Origin of the sequence: Actinomadura sp. BRA 177, assembly GCF_013372625.1 — a bacterium.
GTDB lineage: Bacteria > Actinomycetota > Actinomycetes > Streptosporangiales > Streptosporangiaceae > Spirillospora.
In genome coordinates this window covers 1-4,620 of sequence record NZ_JABXFD010000700.1, presented here as the reverse complement: position 1 = coordinate 4,620, position 4,620 = coordinate 1, and the positions used below count along the sequence as shown (strand labels likewise).

The following is a 4,620-nucleotide window of genomic DNA, read 5'->3' as shown; positions in this document are numbered from 1 at the left end:
TGCCGGACCTGCGCATGCCCGGCCTGGACGGCTACGGCGTCCTCGCCCGGCTGCCCGCCGCCACGCCGGTCGTGCTGGTCACCTCGGCGGACGCGGCCGCCCTGGACGACCCGCGGCTGCGCCGCGCGGACGCGGTGGTGGGCAAGGACGCGCTCGGCCCGGAGACGCTGGCGGAGGCGGTGCGCGCCGCCAGGGCCCGCCGCGCCCGGGAGGGGAGGTGACGGCGGGGATGACGGCATGGACGACGCTGGTGGTCGACGACAGCGACGCCAAGCGGTACATCGTCGGGAGCTGGCTGCGCCGCGCCGGGCACACGGTGGTGGAGGCCGCGTCCGCGGCGGAGACCTGGGAGCGGCTCGCCGAACACGACGTCGACCTCGTGGTGCTGGACGTCAAGCTCCCGGACATGAGCGGCATCGAGGTCAGCGAGCGGATCAAGTCCGATCCGGACACGGCGTCGCTGCCCGTCATCCACATCTCGGCGCAGGCCGTGGAGGTCGCCGACCGCACCCACGGGCTGCGCCGGGGCGCCGACGCCTACCTGACCGACCCGATCGACCCGGGCGAGTTCCTCGCCACGGTGGAGGCGGTGCTGCGCTACTACGAGGCCCGGCGGCGGGCCGAGCGGATGGCCTGCCGGATGACCGCGTTCACCCGTACGTCCCTGGCCATCAACGCGGCCGCGTCCTTCGAGCGGCTCGCCGAGGTCGCCGCCCAGGGCGCCCGCACGATGTTCGGCTCGCCGGCCGCGGTGTTCATCGTCCCGCCGGGCGGGCGGGCGCGGCGGACCGTCGAGACGGGCGGCGGGCCCCGGCACCGCGACTACCCGCCGGGCCTCATCGAACGGCTGACCGGCCTGACCGGGCTGGGGGACGACACCGGCACGGAGATCGTGGCGGTGCCGCTGCCGGAGTGGCGGGAACTGCTGCCCGACACCGTCCTGGAGGACGACGCCCTGCTGGTGGTGTCGCGGCTGAAGCACGGCCGGCCGCCGATCGGCATCGTGATCGAGGCTCGCGGCGCCCCGGAGGAGGCCGAGGTCAACCTGCTGCGCCAGCTCGGCCAGGCGGTGGCGCTCGCGCTCGGCGCGCTCCGGTCCTACACCGAGGAGCACGCGATCTCGCTGACCCTGCAGCGCAGCCTGCTGCCGGAGTCGCCGCCGCGGGTGCCTGGCTGGGAGTTCGCCGTCCGCTACGAGCCGGCCGGCGACCAGGCCGAGGTCGGCGGCGACTTCTACGAGGTGCTGGACCGGGGCGACCAGGTCCTGGTCGCCATCGGCGACGTGCAGGGCCACTCGCTGCGCGCCGCCACGGTGATGGCGGAGATCCGGCACGCGCTGCGCGCGTTCGCCGCGGAGGGCCACGGCTCCGTCCAGATCCTGCGGCTGCTGGACGGCGTGATGGAGCGCTACCACGACGACCAGACCGCCACCATGTGCCTGATGACGCTCGACCCCCGGGACGGCGGCCTGCAGGTCGCCAGCGCCGGGCACCTCCCGCCGCTGCACATCGCCGGCGGGCGGGCCCGCTACGGCCGGGGCGGCGGCGTGCTCCTCGGCTTCCCGGTGGACAAGGTCGCGGTCGAGGAGACCGTGGTCCCGCCGGGCGGCACCGTCGTGCTGATCACCGACGGCCTGATCGAGGACCGCGGCATCCCGCTCGCCGACAACCTGGAGCGGCTGCGGACCGTCGCGGCGGACGTGGACGACGATCTGGAGCGGTTCAGCGACCGCGTCATCGCCGAGTTCGGCCACCGCGAGGACGACGTCGCCCTCGTCGTCCTGCGTCGCGCGGAGAACGCGCACTGATGCCACCCGGCGCCCCGCTCCCCTACGATGCGGCGGAGGACGGCGAGGGGATCGGGGTCGGATGCGACGGGGCGGCAGGGTTCTCTCCGCGTTCATCGGGGCGGGGATCGTCGTCACGCTGGCCGCAGACGTCACCGTGCTCCTCGTCCGGGCGGGCGATGAGCCGGCCAAGGCCGGGAACCTCGTGTCGGTGGACCGGGGCGCCGCGCCGCAGGCCCCCGCCGTCGCGCCGCTGACCCGCCGCTACACGCCGCATCTGCTGGTCGCCGGGACGTCCCCGCTGCCGCCGGGGGTCGTTGAGCGGACGCGGCGGCTGAAGGGCGTCGCCGGCCTCACGGTCGTGGACGCCGCCCAGGCCAGTGTCGGCGGGCGCCGGATGGGGCTGCTCGGCGTCGACCCGTCGAAGTTCCGGGCGTTCGCGCCGGAGGCGACCGCCGAGTCCGACCAGCTGTGGCAGACGGTCGCGTCCGGCGGGCTCGCCGTCTCCTTCGAGCAGAGCCGCGACGGGGGCCTGCCGCTCGGCGCGGTCGTCCCCGCCGGGCGCAGCACCGATCCGGGGAAGGTGCGCGTCGGCGCCTACGCCTCGATGGGCATCGGCGACGTCGACGCCATCGTGTCCCGCGAGCAGGCCCGCACGCTGGGCCTGCCGGACGGGAACGGGCTCGTGATCAGCGCCCCGAAGGCCGACGCGGCGAAGCTGGCGCAGCGGCTGAAGAAGATCCTCCCGCGCGGGACGAAGGTGGCCGCGCTGGCGCCGGCCCGGACGTCCGGTGGGTCCGGCACGTCCGCGAAACCCAAGGGACGCCCGCAGGTGACCGGACGGCCGGACGGCGCGACGGGCGACCGCACCCCCATCACCGGCAACATGATGACGCCCACGATGCGGACCGTCGTGCTGGAGATCGCGGGCATGTTCGGACCGTTCCCGACGATCGGCTGCTACCGTTCCACCGGCGACCCGCAGGACCACGGCGACGGCCGCGCCTGCGACTTCATGGAGAGCACCGGCGGGCGGATGCCGAGCGCCGGCGCGCGGCGGCACGGCGACCAGGTCGCCCGGTACGCGGTCGAGAACGCGCGGCGGCTCGGCATCTCCTACGTCATCTGGAGACAGCACATCTGGAACGTGCGCGGCGGCGGCTGGCGCCCGATGGCCGACCGCGGCAGCCTCACCCAGAACCACTACGACCACGTGCACATCTCGGTGCTGCGCTAGCCCGGGATCAGGGCAGGGCCGGGGTCAGGGCAGTTCCTGCTCGCACCAGACGACCTTGCCGCCGGCGGTGCGGCGCACGCCCCAGCGCTTGGCGAGCCTGCCCACCACGTGCAGGCCGCGGCCCGACTCCAGCATGTCGTCCTCGTCGTCGTGCAGGCGGATGCGGGGATGCCCGTCCGAGGAGTCGTAGACCTCGCAGACCAGGCCGCCTTCCCGCACCAGCCGCAGCTTGACGCGCCCGCCCGCGTGCGCGATCGCGTTGGTGACCAGCTCCGACACCAGCAGCATGGTGGTGTGGGTCAGCTCGTCGAGGTCCCAGCGGGCGAGCCGGTCGCGGACGAGGCCGCGGGCCCGGCGGACGGCGGCGGGTTCGGCGGGCAGCTCCCAGGTGGCGTGGTGGTCGGCCGGGATGCGCGCCAGCCGCGCCACGAGCATCGCGATGTCGTCGCGGTGCTGGTCGTCGTAGACGCCGTCGAGCGCCGCCTGGCACAGGTCCTCCAGCGGGCGGGCGGACGCGCCCGGCCCGAACGTGGCGAGGAGGCGGGCCAGGCCGTCGTCGATGTCGCGGGCCCGGTTCTCCACCAGGCCGTCGGTGTAGAGGAACAGCAGCGTGCCGTCCTCGACGGTGAATTCGCGGGTCGTGATCGGGCCGTCGCCGCCGACGCCGAGCGGCGGCGCGGGCGGCACCGGCAGGTACTCCGAGTCGGCGCCGGGCGGGGCGAGCAGCGGCGGCAGGTGCCCGGCGCTGGCGACCTCGCACTGCCCGCTGACCGCGTCGTAGACGACGTAGGCGCAGGTCGCGAAGTGCGGCTCGCGCTCGCCGAGCGTCGCCATCAGCGCGTCGAGCCGCTCCAGGGCTTCGGCGGGCGGGAGTTCGAGCCCGGCGAGCGTGTGGATGGCGGTGCGGAGCCGTCCCATCGTGACGGCGGCCTTCACGCCGTGCCCGGCGACGTCGCCGACCACGAGCGCGACGCGGGCGCCCGGCAGCGCGATCGACTCGTACCAGTCGCCGCCGACCTCGATGCGGCGGCTGCCCGGCAGGTAGCGGTGGTGCACCTCGACCGGCGACGGCGCCGACAGGCCCGTCGGCAGCAGGCTGCGCTGCAGGGTGAGCGCGGTGGCGCGTTCCCGCGAGTACTGGCGGGCGCTCTCCACGAAGATGGACGCCCGGTTGGCGAACTCCATCCCGATCTCGACGTCGTAGGCGTCGAACGGGCGGTGCGCCACGTTGCGGGTGCAGACGAAGAACCCGAGCACGCCCGCGGACGACACGATCGGGAGCAGCAGCATCGACGCGCCCTTGAGCAGGTCGGCGACCGGCGGTCGCGTCGCCCCGCCCCCCGGCCGCCGACCTGCCCGATGGCGCGTCGACCCTGCTGCTCCCGCTCGCCTCGTCCCCTGGCCCGAACGGGTTCTCTCTCTGCTCCCGCAACGCTGCCCATCGCCCTTTCGAGCCCCACGACGTCGGGACCGACCTCGCACACGCCAACCCGCCATCCCCCTTCCTCGCTCCCTGCCGCCCGTCGCACGCCGAACGACCCACCTCCGCCATCCTCTGGCCCAGCCTCGTGCAGCACCCACTGTCACCCACCCACCC

3 protein-coding genes and 1 pseudogene are annotated in these 4,620 nt (G+C 75.0%); 3 read left to right on the top strand and 1 reads right to left on the bottom strand.

The window, feature by feature from the left end; translation table 11 throughout:
- From HUX53_RS38435 to HUX53_RS38425, 3 genes and pseudogenes are all read left to right on the top strand, one after another.
- Positions 1 to 221: pseudogene (locus HUX53_RS38435) on the top strand (hybrid sensor histidine kinase/response regulator); the annotation flags it as partial.
- Positions 222 to 229: 8 nt separating this feature from the next.
- A complete protein-coding gene (locus HUX53_RS38430; protein ID WP_176408187.1) occupies positions 230 to 1,807 on the top strand; it encodes a fused response regulator/phosphatase in 1,578 nt (525 codons plus the stop codon).
- A gap of 61 nt (positions 1,808 to 1,868) precedes the next feature.
- Positions 1,869 to 3,023, top strand: coding sequence for a hypothetical protein (locus HUX53_RS38425; protein WP_176408186.1), 1,155 nt, complete (start codon positions 1,869 to 1,871; stop codon positions 3,021 to 3,023).
- A 24-nt stretch (positions 3,024 to 3,047) separates the two neighbouring features.
- Here HUX53_RS38425 and HUX53_RS38420 read toward each other — a convergent pair whose 3' ends face one another.
- On the bottom strand, positions 3,048 to 4,313 hold the full coding sequence (locus HUX53_RS38420) for an ATP-binding SpoIIE family protein phosphatase (protein ID WP_255206034.1): 1,266 nt from the start codon (positions 4,311 to 4,313) through the stop codon (positions 3,048 to 3,050).
- Between the last annotated feature and the right edge of the window lie 307 nt (positions 4,314 to 4,620).

What these genes read in the sequence shown, in the direction of transcription:
- HUX53_RS38430 (WP_176408187.1), top strand. Translation starts at nt 230, where the DNA reads ATGACGGCATGGACGACGCTGGTGGTCGACGACAGCGACGCCAAGCGG.
- HUX53_RS38425 (WP_176408186.1), top strand. Translation starts at nt 1,869, where the DNA reads ATGCGACGGGGCGGCAGGGTTCTCTCCGCGTTCATCGGGGCGGGGATC.
- HUX53_RS38420 (WP_255206034.1), bottom strand. Translation starts at nt 4,313, where the DNA reads ATGCTGCTGCTCCCGATCGTGTCGTCCGCGGGCGTGCTCGGGTTCTTC.